The sequence below is a fragment of the Microbacterium sp. BR1 genome (assembly GCF_002812725.1).
Classification (GTDB): domain Bacteria; phylum Actinomycetota; class Actinomycetes; order Actinomycetales; family Microbacteriaceae; genus Microbacterium.
On record NZ_NMUN01000008.1, the window covers coordinates 104,437 to 120,570 of the forward strand.

Below are 16,134 nucleotides of genomic sequence, written 5' to 3' on the forward strand. Positions count from 1 at the left end.
TGACCAGTTGTTTCCGCCAAGAAGCAAAGAAGAGATCCCACGATGACCCAGAATCAGTCTGCCTTGACGACCCTGATCGCAGAAGTCCTCGCCGATCCTGACCTCGCCCATTCCGACGTGTTCCGTCGGATGCTGCAGGCGGGGCTGCAGGACCTTGTTGACGCGGAAGCGACCGCGAAGATCGGCGCGGCCCGTTACGAACGCACGGCGGAGCGCACCACGCGTCGCAACGGTGCTCGCGCGAAGACGCTCGCCACGCCCGCGGGGGAGGTCGACATTCAGATTCCGAAGCTGCGGGAGGGGTCGTTCTTCCCGAGCCTGCTCAGCCCACGCCGCCGTGTCGACAAGGCGCTCTACGCGGTGATCTGCCAGGCCTGGATCGACGGAGTCTCCACCCGCAAGGTCGACCAGCTCGTCCGCGCGCTGGGCAACGACACCGGCATCAGCCGGTCCACCGTCTCCCGCATCTGCTCCGAGATCGATGAGGTGGTGCACGAGTTTCTGCACCGCCGGCTCGATCACACCTGGTTCCCGTACCTGTTCCTGGACGCCACCTACCTCGACGTGCGCCACCGTGGCCGGGTTCTCTCCCAAGCCCTCATCGTCGCGACCGGGGTCAGCGGCGACGGCCGTCGGGAGATCCTCGGGATGGCTCTCGGCGACGCGGAGACGACGGACTTCTGGACCGAGTTCCTCCGCTCCCTCCGCGACCGCGGTCTGAAAGTCTCCACCGACACAGACCCGCTCGGCGTGACCCTCGTCACGTCCGACGCTCACGCCGGCATCAAAGCCGCCGTCAAAGCGATCCTCCCCGGATCGGGCTGGCAGAGATGCCGCGTCCACTTCGCTCGTAACGTCACCCAGAAGCTCGGATCGGCACGCTCCAAGCCCGTCAACGCGCTGATCTCGACGATCTTCGCGCAGACCACCCCCGAGGCCGTGATCGCCCAGTATCACCAGGTCTCCACGTCCCTCCGCGGGTCGTTCCCGGAGATCGCAGACATGCTCAATGCTGCCGAAGCAGACCTCACCGGATTCGCGCCGCTCCCGCGTGAGCATTGGCAGAAGGTCTGGTCCAACAACCCGATCGAGCGCCTCAACCGTGAGATCAAACGCCGCGCCGACGTCGTGCAGATCTTCCCCGACCGCGACTCCGTCACCCGCCTCATCGGCGCCGTCCTGCAGGAGCAGCACGAGGAATGGCAATACGGTGAACGCCGCTACCTCTCCGACATCTCCATGCGCAAACTCGTCCACACACTCCAAGACCACGCCGAGCCTGAGCGCCCCGACCTGTTCCTCACCGCCTGACCCTCACCCATCAAGGAAGCAGCCGGATTGACACCACAACACGGGACTTGACCTACTGCAACGGCCCAGAAACCGACTGAGTACCCGACGGTGTGCGCAACATTCAGTCAGCACCGCGTTCAGAGGGTTGCCCCCGATCGTCGAGGATTAGACAACCTCATCGACGATGTCCTCGGAGCGGAAACAATCGGGATCCCTGGTCATGTCTTCGCTGGAACAGCCGAGCTCCGGCGCTTCTTGAGAGGACGGTCGTGAACTAGACGGCGCCTAACGGAGTCATGGACTGCAGAACTAGCGGACCACCGTGGCAACAATTCAACCGCAACGAACGAAACTGAGGCCGGCCCCAGCTGATCGAATCAGACTGAAACCGGCCTCAAAGTGGCGGTGACGGTGGGATTTGAACCCAAAAAGCCCCGCTGAAGCCCAGTTCAGTTCGATCAGAAAACCGCGGATTCATGCGGTTCCAAGCCTGATGTGGTCTGTGTTCGGCCCCTTTCGATCCGTCTCGTTCGCGTTCAGATGTGGGCACCGTATGGGCACGAAGCCGGGGCGCGCGCATGGCGTGCACGAGGACATGCGCGAAGACAACAAGCGTCCAGGACCGCAATCTAGCGGAGAGAGCCGTGTGTGCACTAGTCGGGCAATCCGGGCTTGATGAGCGCCGTCGTCCGGCACTCAAGTCCCGGATACACCTGTCACCGCACGACGACGGTTGCGGTCGCTAGCCGGTTGAGAACCTGCTGGCTGGTGGATCCGAGGATGAACCGGGCGATCGGACCACGGCCGTGTGAGCCGATGACCGCGAGCCGCGCGGTCATCGCGAGCCGGTTGATCACCGCATCCGGGCTGTAGCTACTCTCGACGACACTGCGGACGACCAGATCGGGGTAGAGCTGCGCAAGGCCGGCAAGCGATATCGCCAGCGACTCCTCCGTGACGATCTGCATGTTGCGCAGGTACTCATCGGGATACGTTCGCATCCCGAGCGGGATAGCGACGGGCGACCAGGTGCTCACCGCGATAAGCGGCTCACCGGAACGCTCCGCCTCGGCCGCCGCGAACGCGATCGCAGCTTCCGATACCGCCGATCCATCCGCTCCGACGACCACGCCCTCGCGTGCCGCCATATCGAGGTCAGGTACGACGACGACCGGGCAGTGCGCGCCCGCGGTGATGCGGATCCCGTGCGGCCCGCGAGCAGGACCCGAATCGGGGCCCCGGTAGTCACTACCGATGACCAGAAGGGCCGCTCCCGTCGAGGCCTCGATGAGCTGTTCAACGGGATTGCCCCGACCCACGCGCGTCTCGACGGGCACTCCTCGCTCGCGAACGCGCTCGGCTTCTCGATCGAGCAGGTGCTGCGTGAGCTTGAGCGCCTCGTCGATCACTCGATCCTCGCCGACGACCCCGACAGCGCCTCCGACAATGGAAACGAGTTCTACCGCGTCGCCCCGTCCGGCGGCTCGATCGGTGGCCCAGTCGACGGCCCTCCGCGACGCGGCCGCATCCGTCACACCGACAACTACTCTTTCGCGCACTTCGCACTCCTCTGCTCGAGGCGACGCTGTGGCGGTCGCCGCTCTGCTTCCACCTCCGACTATTCCCGATCACGGTGGGCGCGCGCCAGGACATAGGTCCCGCCCCCTCCTCGGCGGGCACAGAGGGACCATGTGCCCTATCGGTCTCGCTCGCGGTGGCGCACTGTGGGAGTACAGCGGCGAGCGATTTGTGTTGCTTCGCCGAGTTCTGAGAGACGACAGGTATTGGGCGTTATGACTGCAGCGAACTCCGGCGAATCTCTCCAGCCCGGCCTGCCATCCGGGCGCCCGCCGGAAGACCTCACGCACCACCCGGGCGCCTCGTCGGGGTCACCGAGCAAGCCGCATGCGCACCACGCCACCGATGTCCTCGAGGGGCTCGACACGAGCCGCTCGGGGCTGCGGTCGAGCGACGTTGATCGGCGTCACGCGCACTTCGGTCCGAACAGCTTTCCCGAGCCAACGCGAACGCACCCCATCGTGCGTTTCCTCGCACAGTTCAACAACGCCATCATCTACGTGCTCCTCGCGGCGGCCGTCATCAAGCTCGCCTACAGCGACTACATCGACGCGTCCGTGATCCTCGCTGTCGCGATCATCAACGCCATCATCGGCTTCGTTCAGGAGGGGCAGGCAGAGAAGGCGTTGCTCGGCATCCGGCGCATGCTCTCGCCGCAGGCGACGGTACGACGGGACGGCGGGTGGCACGACGTCGAAGCCGCCACGCTCGTGCCGGGCGACATCATCAGGGTGGGCGCCGGCGACCGCTCACCCGCCGATGCGAGGCTCGTCGAAGCACGCGACGTGCGCGCCGACGAGGCGGCATTGACCGGCGAGGCGGTGCCCTCCGACAAGCACACGGATCCGGTCGTGCGCGATGCCCCCGTCGGCGACCGCGACAACATGCTGCACGCGGGCTCGGTCGTGGTCGGCGGGCGGGCCGTCGCGGTCGTGACGGCCACGGGCACGCGCACAGAGCTCGGTCGCATTCAGCAGCTGGTGCGCGACGTCGAGCAGACCGACACTCCACTCATCCGCTCGATCAACCAGCTCGGACGCCAGATCACGGCGATCGTGCTCGCGCTGATGGTCATCATGGTTGTGTTGGGGTTCGTCCTGCACGGCGACCCGTTCGACACCCTCATCTCTTCTGCGATCGCCTTCGCCGTGGCCGCCGTCCCCGAAGGACTGCCCGCCGTCGTCACCATCACGCTGGCGCTCGGCGTGCGACAGATGGCCGCTCAGCGCGCGATCACACGCCGACTCGCTGCCGTCGAAACCCTGGGGTCAGTCACCGTCATTTGTTCGGACAAGACGGGAACCCTGACGAAGAACGAGATGACCGTGCGGGCAGCGGCGACCCCGAACCGCCGCTACACGGTCACGGGCGAAGGCTATGACCCCGAGGGCACAGTGCTCGCGGAGGACACCGCCGACGAGTCGGGCCCGGACCATCCGCACTCGGACGATCTCGCCGAGATGGCCACGATTCTCGCGCTCTGCAATGACGCTCGCCTCGATCGCGCCGAGACGGGCGAGTGGCGGGTCGTCGGCGATCCCACCGAGGGCGCCCTGGTGAGCTTCGGGCGCAAGGCGAACGTCGAGCTGACGTCCTTCACGCGTGTCGACGAGATCCCCTTCGACGCCGACGTCAAGTACATGGCTACCCTCGACAGGTCGGCTACCGGCGAGCAGTTCGTCTCGGTCAAGGGTGCGCCCGACCGAGTGATCGCGCTCTGCGCCTTTCAGCGCGCCAGCGACGGGGGTCAGACTCCACTCGATCCCGATGCGTGGCAAGCGCTCATCGACGACTACAGCGCCCGGGGCATGCGCGTCCTCGCTGCGGCGCGCCGCGACCTGCCGACGAATGCCGTGACCGTCGAGCCCGGCGACCTTCGCGAACTCGTCATGCTGGGCGTCGTCGCCATCGCCGACCCGCCTCGCCCCGAGGCGACCGCAGCAATCGCTAAGTGCCAGGATGCCGGCATCCGCGTGAAGATGATCACGGGCGATCATGCGCTCACAGCCCACGCCATCGCGGCCGAGATGGGACTGACTGACGCCGATGCGAGCGTTCTGACCGGCGCGGACGTAGATGGCCTCGACGACGCCCAGCTGGAGGATGTCGTCACCGATGTCGATGTTTACGCGCGCACGAGTCCCGAACACAAACTCCGCATCGTCGAAGCCCTCCAGTCGCGCGGCGGTGTCGTCGCGATGACCGGTGACGGCGTCAACGACGCCCCGGCGCTCACCCGCGCCGATGTCGGGGTCGCGATGGGCATGAAGGGAACCGAGGCGGCGAAGGATGCGTCCGATGTCGTTCTCGCCGACGACAACTTCGCCACGATCGAGCGGGCCGTCAGCGAGGGCCGGCGCGTGTACGACAACCTGCAGAAGTCGGTCGTCTTCATCCTCGCGACGACGCTCGGCCAGGCTCTCGTCGTCTTCACCGCCGTCGTCATCGGCTTTGCGGACCCCCTGCAGCCCACGCAGATTCTCTGGGTGAACCTCGTCACCGCTATCACCCTGTCGCTCGCATTCGCCCATGAACCCGTCGAGCCGGGAACGATGACGCGCCGCCCACGACCGCCCGCCGAGTCGATCCTCTCGCGCAAGCTCTTCCTTCTGGCAGGCATGGGTGTTGTGGTCGCCGCGGCGACCACAACCGCCTTCTTCGCCGAGCTCAACAGGAGCGGGGATCTGGACATCGCACGGACCGCGGCGGTGACCGTGCTGGTCGTCGGTCAGGTCGCGGTTCTGTTCAACGTCCGTCTGCTACACGGTTCGAGCTTCACCCGTCGCGTTTTCACCGGCAATCGCGTGATCTGGATCTCTATCGCCTCGCTTGCCGTCCTGCAGGCGGCGTACACCTACTTGCCTCCCTTCCAGCTGTGGTTCGGGTCGGTGCCCCTCGGTGCCGCGCACTGGACGACCGCGTTCGCCTACGGCCTCGCCGTCTTCCTGGTCATCGAGGCGATCAAGGCGATCGGTCGTCGTGCCGCGCCCGACGGGTGGCGGCGCGCCGATCCGTCCGGTCAAGGAATCGGCGTAGTTCACGGCTAACCGACACCCAGGGCACCCTCCTCGCACTCACCGGATCTTCGTCCGCATTGACCTGAAAGATCCTGGTAGCAGCGGCGCCTTGGCTTCTGGGATGCGTGAATCGCTTTCGACGTGAGCATCACGACGCTGTCGAAGATTTGGCCGTTGTCGGCCTTCCACCGCGACGGTAGCCGGGTCAACCTCGGCCTCGTCGCCAAACCGGACGACGTCGTCCCGCTGCGTCCCGCGCGGGTAGTCCATGCCGCCACGCCACAGAGCGAATCACGTCAGAAGGAGTCGTCCGGCATCTCGTCGATCGCGGCCGCATCGGCTCGAGCCCGTCTGCTGCGGGGCCTGGTCGCTTCTCGGATGCGCCGCACGATGAGGACTGCCACCCCGAGTGCGAGCGCGGTGTAGACGACGTAGTCAAGATATGACAGGTAGCCCTCGAGCCGTTCGTGTTGGGTCCCGAGCGCGGCACCCACCCCGATGAGCAGCGAGTTCCATGCGCCGCTGCCGACGATTGTGTAGATGCTGAACCGGACGAGGTTCATGTGAGATGCGCCCGCGGGGAGTGAAATCAGGCTTCGAACTCCCGGGACCAGCCTGCCGACGAGGACCGTCCAACTGCCACTGCGCAGGAACCAGTGCGCTCCGCGATCGAGGTCTGACCTACTCACGAGCTTCGTCGCCGCGAGAACGGTGACTGCGCGTTCCATACCGATGGCGTAGCCGACCCCGTACAGCAGCAGTGCCCCGATCCACGATGCGAGCGTGCTCCAGAAGATGAGCCATCCCAGGTTGAGGTCGCCGCTCTGGCTGAGGTACCCAGCGAACGGCAAGATGACTTCGCTGGGGATCGGGGGGATGAGAACCTCGATGAAGACCAGCACCCCGACCCCGAAGTCCCCGAACGCTGTTAAGACATCCGCGGCGAAGCCGGTCAGGCCGGTGAAACCGTGATCAGTCGCGGAGCTCGCAGCGGCGCTCATTCAGCCGACCTCCCGCTGTTGGCCGTGAACTTCGGATGGTCATGAAACGGTGGACAGTTCCGCTGGTCCCGGCAGCACTTCGCGCAGCAGGTCATCCATCGTGACGATGCCGAGGAGCGTGCCGCCGTCCACCACGGTCGCGAGCTGCACACGTCCGTACCTCATTCGCGCCAGCGTGTCGTACGCGGATGCATCGGGAGTGGTGACGAGGGCGTCCCGAGCGATATCGGCGGCAGGTGTTGCCAGGTCGATCGCCAAAGTGTCACGGACGTGTGCCACACGGGATCCCGCGCCCGTTCCGACGAGGATGCGAAGGTGGCCGGATGAAGCCGCTACCTCCTGAATGTCGGCCGCGGGCGCGGTCGCCGGCACCGAGGTCGGCACCCTGTCGGTGCGGACGATGTCGCCCACGGCGAGTGTGCCGAGCGCGATCGCCCGCGCAATGGGTGCCGAGAACTGCACGTCCAGCGTCCCGGCGGCACGCGAATGGGCCACGAGTTCACGGATGGTGTCCGCATCCTGTCCGCCCGCGGCCGCTTTCTCGACCGGCTCGACACCCCACGCCCGGACGAGGCGGTTGGCGATCTGGTTGATCCACAGGAGGAACGTCCGCAGCGGCCAGGTGAATGCCCGCGCCGCGATACCGGTCGCCTTCGCAGCCGTTTCCGGATGCGCGATCGCCCACGACTTCGGGGCCATCTCACCGATGACCAGGTGCAGGAAGGTGACGACGATGAGGGCGAGCATGAAGGCGATGACACCCGAGAGAACATCGGGCAGACCCCACTGTTCGAGCACGGGCGCGAGCGCGTAGTCGATAGCGGGCTTCGTGATGGCGCCGAGCAGGAAGGTGCAGGCGGTGATGCCCAACTGGGCGAAGGCGAGCATGACGGTCAGCTCGTTCATCCCGCGGAGAGCCGCTCGCGCCGACGCGCTGTGGTCGGCCTCTTGCTCGAGTCGGTGTCGGCGTGCGGCGAGCAGCGCGAACTCGACGATGACGAAGAACGCGCTCGCCAGGATGAGTGCGGTCGTGATGATCGTGACCACCCACCAGCTCATCGGGTCACCTCCTCATTCGAGGCATCCGCCGGGACGAGCGCAGCGTTACCAGGTGTCCCGCCAGCTGTCTCGGTGGCATCGTGATCGACCTCGCGAAGTCTCACGACGAGCTGCGAGGGCACGTGTCGGTCGACCTCGGTGACCTCGACGTCGAGCCATCGCTCGATGTGCATGCCCTGCACTGTCTCGGCCGGCTTTTCGGGCAGGGTGATCCGAACGGTCACGCCCACGGGCACCAGGTCGCCGTATTCGCTGATGATCAGACCCGCGATGGTCTCGGCGTCGCCGCGGGGCAGATCGTGGCCGATCAGTCGCTCGACCTCGTCCAGGTGCACGTCGCCGGGCAGGGTCCAGTGGTCGTCTCCCACATTGACGACTTCGTGGACATCCATGTCGTGCTCATCCGAGATCTCGCCGATGACTTCTTCGGTGAGGTCCTCGATGGTGAGGATGCCGTCGAAGTTGCCGTACTCGTCGACGACGCACGCGAGTTCGTTGCGGGTCTGGCGCATCCGTTCGAGTGCGACGGGCAACTGCATCGTCGTGGGGATGACGACGGCGTCGCGCATGACGGTCGACACCGGCGCGTCGTTGTCGTGCTTGTTGCGGAGCAGATCGATGAGTTCCACGACGCCCACCGGATCGTCTTCGTCGCCGATCACGGGGTAGCGGGTGTGGCCGGTCGCCATCAGCGCCCGGACCTCGCCGATCGTGGTGTCGGGAGAGATCGAGTCGATGCGCGAACGCGGGACCATCGCGTGCTCCACGTCGCGCTGCGGGAAGTCGAGGATGCGGTCGATGATCATCGACAGATCGTCCGGCAGGTCCCCACTGACGCGTGATTCCTCGATGATCGCCTCGAGGTCGCGTGCCGTCGCGCTCTCGTCTACGTCTTCGAGCGGCTCGATCCGCAGCAGGCGGAGCAGAGCGTTCGCGGCGACGTCGAACACCGTGATGAGCCATCCGAATGCCAGCAGATAGATGCGCGTCGGCATGGCGAGCGCGCGGGCAAGGGGTTCGGGATTCGCGATCGCGAGGTTCTTGGGATAGAGCTCACCGAAGATCATGGTGACGATCGTCGCGAGCAGCAGGGCACCGATCGTGCCCACCAGCACCGATACCGTCGGGTCGATGCCGACCCCGCCCAGCAGGGTGCCCAGCGAAACGCCGATCAGCGGCTCGGCGACGTAACCGATCAACAGGCCCGTCACTGTGATTCCGAGCTGGGCGCCCGAGAGCATGAAGGACGTGCGCTTGGTGATGGTGAGAACGCGCTTCGCTTGCGCGTCGCCCTTCTCTGCCAGCGCCGCCATGCGGGAGCGGTCGACCGACATGTAGGCGAACTCCTGCGCGACGAAGAATCCGCAGGCGGCGATGATCGCCAGCGTGACGAGCACACCCACCAGCAGAGTCAGCGCTGCCTCGAGCATCGAAATTCACCCCCTCGAAGAATGAGGGGGCTCGGTGATCGACCCTCCTGGTCGGTGGAGGCACGATGATGGCTCACGGGGTTTCTCTCTCGTGGGTCAGTGGCAAGTCCTGTCAACGATACGGGGCTGCCAGCCAAGCCGATGCTGTTCCGCTCAGGTGAGGGTCAACGCACAGGAACCTCACTCGTGACGCGGACTGGCCGCGCGGTCAAGTCCCGTGTTGTGGTGTCAATCCGGCTGCTTCCTTGATGGGTGAGGGTCAGGCGGTGAGGAACAGGTCGGGGCGCTCAGGCTCGGCGTGGTCTTGGAGTGTGTGGACGAGTTTGCGCATGGAGATGTCGGAGAGGTAGCGGCGTTCACCGTATTGCCATTCCTCGTGCTGCTCCTGCAGGACGGCGCCGATGAGGCGGGTGACGGAGTCGCGGTCGGGGAAGATCTGCACGACGTCGGCGCGGCGTTTGATCTCACGGTTGAGGCGCTCGATCGGGTTGTTGGACCAGACCTTCTGCCAATGCTCACGCGGGAGCGGCGCGAATCCGGTGAGGTCTGCTTCGGCAGCATTGAGCATGTCTGCGATCTCCGGGAACGACCCGCGGAGGGACGTGGAGACCTGGTGATACTGGGCGATCACGGCCTCGGGGGTGGTCTGCGCGAAGATCGTCGAGATCAGCGCGTTGACGGGCTTGGAGCGTGCCGATCCGAGCTTCTGGGTGACGTTACGAGCGAAGTGGACGCGGCATCTCTGCCAGCCCGATCCGGGGAGGATCGCTTTGACGGCGGCTTTGATGCCGGCGTGAGCGTCGGACGTGACGAGGGTCACGCCGAGCGGGTCTGTGTCGGTGGAGACTTTCAGACCGCGGTCGCGGAGGGAGCGGAGGAACTCGGTCCAGAAGTCCGTCGTCTCCGCGTCGCCGAGAGCCATCCCGAGGATCTCCCGACGGCCGTCGCCGCTGACCCCGGTCGCGACGATGAGGGCTTGGGAGAGAACCCGGCCACGGTGGCGCACGTCGAGGTAGGTGGCGTCCAGGAACAGGTACGGGAACCAGGTGTGATCGAGCCGGCGGTGCAGAAACTCGTGCACCACCTCATCGATCTCGGAGCAGATGCGGGAGACGGTGGACCGGCTGATGCCGGTGTCGTTGCCCAGCGCGCGGACGAGCTGGTCGACCTTGCGGGTGGAGACTCCGTCGATCCAGGCCTGGCAGATCACCGCGTAGAGCGCCTTGTCGACACGGCGGCGTGGGCTGAGCAGGCTCGGGAAGAACGACCCCTCCCGCAGCTTCGGAATCTGAATGTCGACCTCCCCCGCGGGCGTGGCGAGCGTCTTCGCGCGAGCACCGTTGCGACGCGTGGTGCGCTCCGCCGTGCGTTCGTAACGGGCCGCGCCGATCTTCGCGGTCGCTTCCGCGTCAACAAGGTCCTGCAGCCCCGCCTGCAGCATCCGACGGAACACGTCGGAATGGGCGAGGTCAGGATCGGCGAGGACTTCTGCGATCAGGGTCGTCAAGGCAGACTGATTCTGGGTCATCGTGGGATCTCTTCTTTGCTTCTTGGCGGAAACAACTGGTCATCCCACGATGGCCCTCCTACGTCAACGACGACGAGAACCCCGCAGGAATTGACACCAAGCTACGAGACGCACCCGGCCGCGCGACCTCATGCCTGGCGATCCCGCCCCAGTAGCAATGGCTAGCAGAACCATTGGGGCCGCTGGTGAGATCAGCCACACCGAGCCAGCCGGAGATGCGATGCGTGTAATCAGGACTCGAGTCACTGACGGTGGGCATTTCACCCACGTGAGATTCTGTGGGCAGCTCGTGGGCACGCACGATTTCGAGGAACTGCTCGACCGCGCTCGGCCGTGCTGAATGCGGTTCGCTCAAATCCAATTCGCTGACCCACGCAACGAAGAAAATCCCTGACCACGCCGTGCCCACAACTGAACCGCAACGAACAGAACTGAGGCCGGCCCCAGCTGATCGAATCAGACTGAAACCGGCCTCAAAGTGGCGGTGACGGTGGGATTTGAACCCAACCAGGAACACCTTTCATACGTGCACAACAGGCCGGCTTCGCTGTCATTCCGCGAGACTTGACCTTTCGGCCGTGTACTGCGAAGGCCCTGAGCTTTCGTCAATCTTTCTCACGGCGTTCCCACGGGCTCGGGCCTCGTGCGGGGCAAGGAAAGTGCCTTCTTTCAGCCCGCGGAGCGGGTTCCTCCTTGATCGCGTGCTATTGCGTCAATGATGGCGGGGATGTCGTCGCCGGCTTGCTGCAAGAACTCGTCCTGCAGCAGGGTGGCGAGGTCGGAAACGGCGACCGTGAGCACCTCTCCGGCGGCCACCACGATGGGGATGCGGCTCTTCTTGGCCGTTTTCGCGATGCCCCAGCCGGTGGTCATCGCTTGGGGCAGCGCGAGGGACCGATCCTTCTCGGCGAAGTAGTAGGTTTCGGCGCTCTGCATGAGATCGACGCGGGTTTGCGCGAGGGCTGAGGCGATTTCGTTCATCACCAGCGCATCGGTCTCGTACGCTTCGTCGCGTTCCAGGCGGGACACGAACCCGCCTTCAACGAGACTCCGGGTCCGCAAGGTGGTAGTGCGGCGACGGTTCAGCGCGGGGTAGAGCTGCATGATCCACGATACGGCGGCGGTGAAGAGAATGAAGCCGGTGAGTGCTTGGAGCGGGGCAAGTATTCGCAGCGCGGGGGTGGTCGCGACGACGTCTCCGTAGCCGAGGGTCCCAAGCGTGACGAGGGAGAGGTAGATCGACGAGAAGAGATCGGGATAGCGGTCCGGGTTGATACCCGGGGCAAAGCTGAAGCCGTCCGGCATCTGAGGCAGATAGATCAGTGTCCACCCGAAAACCTGCAGCGCTGCCCAGACGACGATGACCAGGACGATTCCCACCGGCCCGGCAAGCGGTGACGGGCTCCCCCTCGGCCACCGGGATACCCGCCAGGTTCCGCGCATCACCCACGTGCTCACCCCTCCGCGGCCGGCGGGGTGAAACAGCGTGTGGAATACGTCACGAAGGCCAACGAGAATCAGTGCGACACCGACTACGACGGACAGCACGTTCATAGTCTCCGGCAGCATCGCGTCGTTCCTCGACTTTCATTCTCTCCTCCGACTAGGCAAGCACCACCGCTTCAGCCTCAGATGGCGATGCGGCGTAACATGCCCGTCGGGCTCCTACGCCAGTTACTCGGCGGGGCACTGGCGCGCGGCGGCGCGATCGAACTCGGGTACCTCGCGGGCCTCAGCCTCGGCGACAGTGGCGGCGATGCCGTTCTCCTCGATGTCCTTGATCAGCCAGTCCATCTCGAGGATCTCGTTTCGCTGAGCTTCGCTGATCGAGATCGCGAGTTCGCACACGCGCACATCCTGAATCTGCGCCCGTTCGGAACGGGTGATGGCGAGCGAGTGATGCGGGATCATTGCGCTCATCCAGTCCGTGTCATCCACCGTGATCTGGCTGCGGTCGAGAGCGATGCCGCCGCCGATCAGCAAAACCCCGACTGCGACGATCGCGATGTTCGCTTTCGTGTTCTTGTACATGTTCAGCATCCAGGCGATCATGACCAACACCATGGTGCCGCCCATCGTGACCGCCATGAACACACGACTCTCGCTGAAGCGGACGTGGCCCCACTCCCACGAACCGGCGAACATCACCCAATACATGACGACCATCGCGGTGAGGATCATCGCCGCGAATCGCAGATACATCGGCATCTGCATCCGCGACTTCTGCTCCGTCTGGTGCTCGTTGTGGTCACGCTGTTGGTCGTTGTTCTGATTCGTCGACAAACGGATCATCTCCTCATTCACTCATTCGTAATCATTCACTCATTCGTACCGTCGATTGCCTCTCGTCGGTCGAGGCGCGATCGGTCGCGCTCTCAGGCGGCGAGCATCTCGACGCAGGCCTGCTCGCAGTGGCGGCACGCCTCTGCGCAGATCTTGCAGTGCTCGTGCATCTCGGCGTGCTGCTCGCACTCCTCCGCGCAAGCGGCGCACGCGGCTCGGCACGCCTCGAGGACCGCACGAATAGTGTCGGGGTTGCTGCCCGTCTGGCGGGTCAGTACGGCAGCGGTCGCGGCGCAGACGTCGGCGCAGTCTAGGTTCTTGCGGATGCATTCGGTGAGCTCCGCGACCATGTCCTCGCTGAGGCACGCGTCAGCGCACGCGGCACACGACTGGGCGCACTCCACGCACGCCTCGATACACGTCAGCAGCGCATTGCTCGCATCGGCCTTCGGGTGGGTGCGCAGCATGTCTCCCGTAATGGTCATCGTCATTGCTCCTTTCCCGCCGGGCGGATGCCCGACCAGCGGCACGCTACAACGGGCATACCCATCCACGGAGGGGGTTGCATACCGGTAGGGGGCTGCGGTACTAAGTCACACGTACGTAGCAAGCCAGAGCGTCTCGCGCACGGCCGCCATACCCAATGGGGGTATACAGTGAACTTGTCGCCATACCAACAAAGGCGACCCCCCAGGAGGGGAAGTTGTCATGTCGATGAACGAGTTTCGGGTATGGATATGACATGCGGGCTCGATGAAGCCCGCTGAATCGCTCGCTCACTCTGTTCCACCCGATGATCGCGACGACGTTGTCGATAGGAAAGGCCCATGACCTCAAACACCTCTGACCACGCCCCTGGGGGGACGCACCCCGGGGAGCACGGTCAGCACACCGGACAGATGGCAGAGCACGACGCACACTCAGAACACAGCGGGGCACATGCGGGCCACGGCGCCGATCACGTAACGCAATTTCGTCGGCTGTTCTGGATCAACCTGATCATTGCCATACCCGTCGTGGCGTTCTCGAGCATGTTTGCGATGCTCGTCGGATACCAGCTGCCCGACTTCCCGGGCGCCGCATTCATCGCCCCCGCGCTGGGTACCGTCATGTATGTGTGGGGCGGGCGCCCGTTCCTCACCGGTGCGGTCGCCGAATTGCGTGCCCGCACACCCGGCATGATGCTGCTGATCGCCCTCGCAATCACTGTCGCGTTCCTCGCCTCCTGGGGCGCGAGCCTCGGACTGTTGGATCACGAGCTCGAGTTCTGGTGGGAGCTGGCACTGCTGATCGTGATCATGCTCCTCGGGCACTGGATCGAGATGCGGTCGCTAGCCCAGACCACTTCGGCCCTCGACTCGCTCGCAGCGCTCTTGCCCGACGAGGCCGAACGGGTCGAGGGCGACGACGTGATCACCGTCTCACCCACCGACCTGAGGGTTGACGATGTCGTGATCGTTCGCCCCGGTGGCAGCGTTCCCGCCGACGGGCGCATCGTCGACGGCAGCGCCGACATGGACGAGTCCATGGTCACGGGCGAATCCCGCACTGTGTCGCGCGGTGTGGGCGACCCGGTCGTGGCGGGTACCGTCGCGACCGATTCCGGGCTGCGCGTGCAGATCACCGCCACGGGTGACGACACCACCCTCGCCGGCATCCAACGGCTCGTCACCGAGGCGCAGGCTTCGTCATCGCGAGCACAGCGTCTCGCCGACCGCGCCGCGGCATGGCTGTTCTGGTTCGCCCTCGGCTCCGCCGTCATCACCGCGCTCGTCTGGAGCCTCCTCGGCAACCCCGATGCTGCCGTCGTCCGCACGATCACGGTGCTCGTGATCGCGTGCCCTCACGCGCTCGGGCTCGCGATCCCCCTGGTCGTCTCGATCGCAACCGAACGCGCCGCGCGCGGGGGCGTTCTCATCAAGGACCGCCTGGCGCTCGAGAGCATGCGCACGATTGACGCCGTGCTCTTCGACAAGACCGGCACCCTCACCAAGGGCGAGCCGACTATCACCGATGTGCAGACGGTCGGGGATGTCGAGCCCGACACCGTTCTGCGCCTCGCGGCCGCGGCGGAGGCCGACAGCGAGCACCCGCTCGCGAAGGCGATCGTCCGCGCCGCGCAGGACCGGGGCCTCGCCGTGCCGCGCGCATCCGGCTTCCACTCCTCCCCCGCCGTCGGCGTCACCGCGACCGTCGAGGGCACCAAAATCCGGGTCGGCGGGCCGGCACTGCTCACCGAGGCCGCGGCGTCCGAAATCCCCGCCGCCGACACGTGGCGAGATGAGGGCGCGATCATCCTGCACGTCATGCAGAACGGCGCGGTCATCGGCGGGCTGCGGCTCGCGGACGAGATCCGCCCCGAATCGCGCGAAGCCGTCGAGGCGCTGCACGCCCTCGGGGTCGAGGTCGTCATGATCACCGGTGACGCAGATGCCGTCGCGCGGACGGTCGCGGGCGAACTCGGCATCGACCGGTACTTCGCGGGCGTCCGCCCCGAAGACAAGTCAGCCAAGGTCGCCGAACTGCAACACGGCGGACGCAAGGTCGCGATGGTGGGCGATGGCGTGAACGATGCCCCCGCCCTAGCGCAGGCCGACGTCGGCGTCGCCATCGGCGCCGGCACCGACGTCGCGATCGCTTCCGCCGGAGTCATCCTCGCCAGCTCCGACCCGCGCTCGGTGGTATCGGTCATTGAGCTGTCGCGAGCGAGCTACCGCAAGATGCAGCAGAATCTCTGGTGGGCCGCTGGCTACAACCTGCTCTCGGTCCCGCTCGCCGCCGGCGTGCTCGCCCCGATCGGATTCGTGCTGCCGATGTCGGTCGGCGCGATCCTGATGTCGCTGTCGACGATCGTCGTCGCCCTCAACGCCCAACTCCTCCGGCGCCTCGACCTGCAGCCCGAGGCATCCGTCCGCGCCGTCCTGAACCGCTAGAGAGGCCCTGCC

Annotated in this window: 11 protein-coding genes; 3 read left to right on the forward strand and 8 right to left on the reverse strand. The window is 65.6% G+C overall.

The annotated features are described in order from the left end of the window. The first annotated feature begins 42 nt into the window (after window positions 1-42). Window positions 43-1,311 (forward strand): IS256 family transposase, encoded by a 1,269-nt coding sequence (locus CGU35_RS13230; RefSeq protein ID WP_100809674.1) that lies wholly within the window; start codon window positions 43-45, stop codon window positions 1,309-1,311. A 698-nt stretch (window positions 1,312-2,009) separates the two neighbouring features. Here the strand turns inward: CGU35_RS13230 and CGU35_RS13235 are convergent. Next, the gene (locus tag CGU35_RS13235; protein ID WP_100812041.1) at window positions 2,010-2,852 is read right to left on the reverse strand and encodes a universal stress protein; all 843 of its coding nucleotides are present in this window, start codon (window positions 2,850-2,852) and stop codon (window positions 2,010-2,012) included. 234 nt (window positions 2,853-3,086) lie between these two features. Between CGU35_RS13235 and CGU35_RS13240 the strand changes: the two genes are divergently transcribed. Beyond that, window positions 3,087-5,918 carry a cation-translocating P-type ATPase gene (locus CGU35_RS13240; RefSeq protein ID WP_100812042.1) on the forward strand — a complete coding sequence of 944 codons (2,832 nt, stop codon included), beginning with the start codon at window positions 3,087-3,089 and terminating at the stop codon, window positions 5,916-5,918. A 266-nt stretch (window positions 5,919-6,184) separates the two neighbouring features. On the opposite strand, the gene CGU35_RS13245 is transcribed toward CGU35_RS13240, so the two are convergent. The 7 genes from CGU35_RS13245 to CGU35_RS13275 form a co-directional block, all read right to left on the reverse strand. Next, window positions 6,185-6,889, reverse strand: a complete 705-nt coding sequence (locus CGU35_RS13245; protein WP_100812043.1) for a DedA family protein — start codon at window positions 6,887-6,889, stop codon at window positions 6,185-6,187. A gap of 39 nt (window positions 6,890-6,928) precedes the next feature. Then, complete coding sequence (locus CGU35_RS13250; RefSeq protein WP_100812044.1) at window positions 6,929-7,948, reverse strand: CNNM domain-containing protein; 1,020 nt, start codon at window positions 7,946-7,948, stop codon at window positions 6,929-6,931. Beyond that, complete coding sequence (locus tag CGU35_RS13255; protein ID WP_100812045.1) at window positions 7,945-9,378, reverse strand: hemolysin family protein; 1,434 nt, start codon at window positions 9,376-9,378, stop codon at window positions 7,945-7,947. Before CGU35_RS13255 ends, CGU35_RS13250 begins: the two co-directional genes overlap by 4 nt. Window positions 9,379-9,637: 259 nt before the next feature. Further along, the gene (locus tag CGU35_RS13260; protein ID WP_100809674.1) at window positions 9,638-10,906 is read right to left on the reverse strand and encodes an IS256 family transposase; all 1,269 of its coding nucleotides are present in this window, start codon (window positions 10,904-10,906) and stop codon (window positions 9,638-9,640) included. A 669-nt stretch (window positions 10,907-11,575) separates the two neighbouring features. After that, complete coding sequence (locus CGU35_RS13265; protein WP_157813984.1) at window positions 11,576-12,454, reverse strand: potassium channel family protein; 879 nt, start codon at window positions 12,452-12,454, stop codon at window positions 11,576-11,578. Between the two features lie 126 nt (window positions 12,455-12,580). Next, window positions 12,581-13,189: a DUF305 domain-containing protein gene (locus CGU35_RS13270; protein ID WP_232711309.1), complete on the reverse strand. Its 609-nt coding sequence runs from the start codon at window positions 13,187-13,189 to the stop codon at window positions 12,581-12,583. Window positions 13,190-13,281: 92 nt separating this feature from the next. Next, a complete protein-coding gene (locus tag CGU35_RS13275; protein WP_370651852.1) occupies window positions 13,282-13,674 on the reverse strand; it encodes a four-helix bundle copper-binding protein in 393 nt (130 codons plus the stop codon). A 342-nt stretch (window positions 13,675-14,016) separates the two neighbouring features. Here CGU35_RS13275 and CGU35_RS13280 point away from each other — a divergent pair, with 342 nt between their 5' ends. Further along, complete coding sequence (locus CGU35_RS13280) at window positions 14,017-16,122, forward strand: heavy metal translocating P-type ATPase (RefSeq protein ID WP_100812047.1); 2,106 nt, start codon at window positions 14,017-14,019, stop codon at window positions 16,120-16,122. The last annotated feature ends 12 nt before the right edge of the window (window positions 16,123-16,134 follow it).